This window comes from Bacteroides sp. OF03-11BH, assembly GCF_003604005.1.
Taxonomy (GTDB): Bacteria; Bacteroidota; Bacteroidia; order Bacteroidales; family Bacteroidaceae; genus Bacteroides; species Bacteroides ovatus.
Genome location: NZ_QTMW01000117.1, coordinates 1 through 1,355, shown reverse-complemented (window position 1 = coordinate 1,355; position 1,355 = coordinate 1). Strand labels below are relative to the sequence as shown.

Annotated in this window: 1 protein-coding gene; it reads left to right on the top strand. The window is 30.7% G+C overall.

What is annotated here, in order from left to right:
• Positions 1 to 123 precede the first annotated feature (123 nt).
• A complete protein-coding gene (locus DXA54_RS27915) occupies positions 124 to 1,164 on the top strand; it encodes a transcriptional regulator (protein ID WP_004312302.1) in 1,041 nt (346 codons plus the stop codon).
• Positions 1,165 to 1,355: the final 191 nt, after the last annotated feature.

The window sequence follows — 1,355 nt, the reverse complement described above, 5'->3', positions numbered from 1 at the left end:
TATTCACAATAGAAGAAGTACCACCAAATTTGACGAAGAACCAAAATAGTTTTTATATTGTCTGTCAATTATTGCAAATAATGCTACCTTTGTGCTATTCAAACAGATAAAATAAGTCACGCTATGAAATTACTAACGAAACTAAGCGGTACAATTACATTTAAAGATAAACAAAAGATGCGCCTTTTGCTAATAATATTTTTTCTGGAGATAGTATTATTTTTCATTCTAGGACAATTATATTGTGAGGCTAGAAAAAAAATGTTCAGTGAAAGAGTGGAAAGTGTTTTTAAAGCAGTTTTTTTGCAACATTTACAAGAAGATGCTTTTGATGGTTATTTTTACACTAGTGGGAGGAAACAGCGATTGGAGGAGTATCCTGATACGGTTTATATAACAGATGAAAGTGGAAAACGTGGATACTGCTTGGATAAAGAAAAAAGTTCTAAAAATGTAACATCTGATCCACGATTAAGTTTTTTACATACTGCTTATTTATCTAAACATCCTTTAGTAGTGGACTCTTTATATGAAAAATGGCAACTGCATTTGAAGCAGCAAAGTTTGTCTGGCACTTTTGCATTGCAGCTTTTGGTATCCGATAAAGATGAAAATATTACAGAAAGTGTATACCCTGACTCTTTTTTACATGAAAATTGTATACCAGAATTCGATATTACGGCAGGTTATCGTTGCGAGGTTGAAGTAAAAGGCTTTTTCTACTTTTCATTTTTTACTCTTGTGGGTGTAAGAGGCTTTGTTTATGGCTTTATTTATTGGCTGTGTGCAGTTATTATTAATATAGTGATATTTTTTAGAAAGAGATGGCAAAAGAACATTGTTGCTCCTACCTCTGTTCATATCTATTATATGGACCAAGGTATTATGTTTGATGCAGATTTGAGAAAGCTTATATTTGGTAAAGAGGAAATTCAGATATTACCACAAACAGCTATTTTATTAAAACATTTTTTAGAAGCTCCAGATTACATATTGAAAGACGAAGAAATCAAGAAAATATTTTGGTCGGATAAATCAAATAATGATCCGAGACTTCATAATGCAATAAGTCGTTTGCGAAGAGTTTTTGAGAATGTTCCATCTATTGAGATTCAAAGATATGAAAATATTGGATATCAATTGCAAATTAGAAGGAACAAATAAGAAACTATAATTTCCGATGAAATGGGATTTTTTTGAATGAGAGCCTTATCTCTATGATAGTATATATAGTAGATAGATTCGGTTAGATAGAAATGGATAGATTAATCTATTGGTGGTTGTAATCCAATTGCCTACTTTCGTTTCCATTAATTAATCGATAAAACTATAGTATATATGAAGAAACTATTATT

Coding starts and splice junctions, on each gene's coding strand:
- DXA54_RS27915 (WP_004312302.1), top strand. CDS start 124: ATGAAATTACTAACGAAACTAAGCGGTACAATTACATTTAAAGATAAA.